Source organism: Phycicoccus sonneratiae (genome assembly GCF_016887965.1).
Lineage (GTDB): Bacteria > Actinomycetota > Actinomycetes > Actinomycetales > Dermatophilaceae > Phycicoccus > Phycicoccus sonneratiae.
In genome coordinates, this window is sequence record NZ_JAFDVD010000031.1 from 1 (window position 1) to 1,694 (window position 1,694).

Annotated in this window: 1 protein-coding gene; it reads right to left on the minus strand. The window is 71.5% G+C overall.

All coding sequences use genetic code 11. The annotated features are described in order from the left end of the window. Positions 1-244 precede the first annotated feature (244 nt). Positions 245-1,513 (minus strand): IS110 family RNA-guided transposase, encoded by a 1,269-nt coding sequence (locus tag JQN70_RS19705; RefSeq protein ID WP_204133099.1) that lies wholly within the window; start codon positions 1,511-1,513, stop codon positions 245-247. Positions 1,514-1,694: the final 181 nt, after the last annotated feature.

A 1,694-nucleotide genomic window follows, 5' to 3' on the forward strand; every position in this document is an offset into this window, starting at 1 on the left:
CGCTCATCAGCGTGAGGTGTTTAGCGTCAAGGGCTGGGCGGGTGCCCGGGTCCTGGTCGTCGGTCCCTGCATAGCGGTAATCGAGGTGTGCTCGGCAGCGTGTGATCGGGTTGTGTCGACGACGGGACGGGGCGGCCTGTGATGAGCGACGAGATACCTGCTGGTTCTCAATGCCGCGGAAGGCTCGCCCCGCCCCAGCTCCTTGAGGTGCGTCAGGCTGAGATACGGATGGGCGCGAATCGGGTTATGCGGCAGCCACCTCCATCGCGCGTTGGCCGTGGGCGGCGATGACGGGGTCCCACGCCTGGCGGTGGGTGATCACGAAGTGGAGCTGGCGCAGGATCGCGCCGGCAACGGCGGCCTGGGCCTGGGTCGGGGTGAGCCGGTTGTGCTCTCGGGTGGTGAGGTGGCGGTAGCGGGCGGCGTACACGCGGTTGGTCTGTAGGCACCCCCACACGGCCCGCCAGGCGGCGGCGCGCAGCAGCGGGCGGCCGGCGCCGGTGACCCGGGCCCGGCCGGTGAAGGTGCCCGACTTCCTCTCCCGCGGGGCCAGGCCGGCGTGCTTGACCACGGCCCGGGCGGAGGTGAACCGGGTCAGGTCGCCGGTCTCGGCCAGGATCGCCGCTGCCCCGACCGCCGAGAGCCCGTCGATCGAGGTGGCGAGCTCGGTCAGGCCCAGCTCGTCGAGCACGGCCACCATGCGTGCCTCGGTGTCGGCCAGGCTGGCCTTGGCGTGGTCCCAGTCCGCGAGCACCCAGGCGATCCGTTCGAACGCGGCCGGTCGGTGGGCCAGCACCCCGGCGTTGTCGGACAGGGCGGTGAACAGGCGACGGACGATCCGCAGGCAGGGACGCTGGCCGCCGCGGCGGGTCACCTCCTTACGCACGGCGCGCTCGAACCGGGCCACCCCGTGCCGGCGGGTGCGTTCCAGGTTCCCGCCGTCGCGGCCGACGACCACGGCCAGAGCGGCGACCCAGGTGGCCGAGCGGAACGGCCAGTTCGCCGCCTCCAGCGCGGCTGGCCACACGCACTCGAGCAGGTCGCGGACCTGCTGCACGCACCGCACGTGTTCCTCGATCAGCTGCTCGCGGCGGGTGCCCAGGTGCCGCAGCCGGCCCCAGGTCTCGTCGACCGGTTCGGGCAGGTAGCAGCGCAGCTGCGCCACCAGCCGGGCGATCAGGACCGCGTCCTTGTCGTCGGTCTTGTCGCTGGTCAGGTCCTCGGTCTTGCGCACCCACGCCGAGACCGCCGGCTGCACGCACACGAACGACATCCCTCGCTGCTCGGCGAGCTGGCCCAGGACCCGCCACCGGTGCCCGGTCGGTTCGCATCCGACCGTCATCGAGGCGAACCCGGCCTTCGCGGCGCGCTCGGCCGCCCAGTCCAGCGCGGCGCCGAGGTCCCAGGCCTTGACCCGGAACGTGCGCCGGGCCAGCACCTTGGAGTCGTGGTCGGTCACCACGACCATCTGCTTGCGATCCCCCAGGTCGATCCCGACGATCGCGTTGGTCACCGGCACCGCTCCTCGCAGCTGTGACAGGCGCGCGTTGCGGTTCCGATCCCCACGGGAGACACCACTACCGTTGCTCATGAACGTCCTCCTTCTGCTCTTTGGGACACCAAGCCCGTCAAGCGCATCAGGAGGACGTTCCCCACGCCAGACCGAAGACGCTCAACGTCTTCCTATGCCGCGG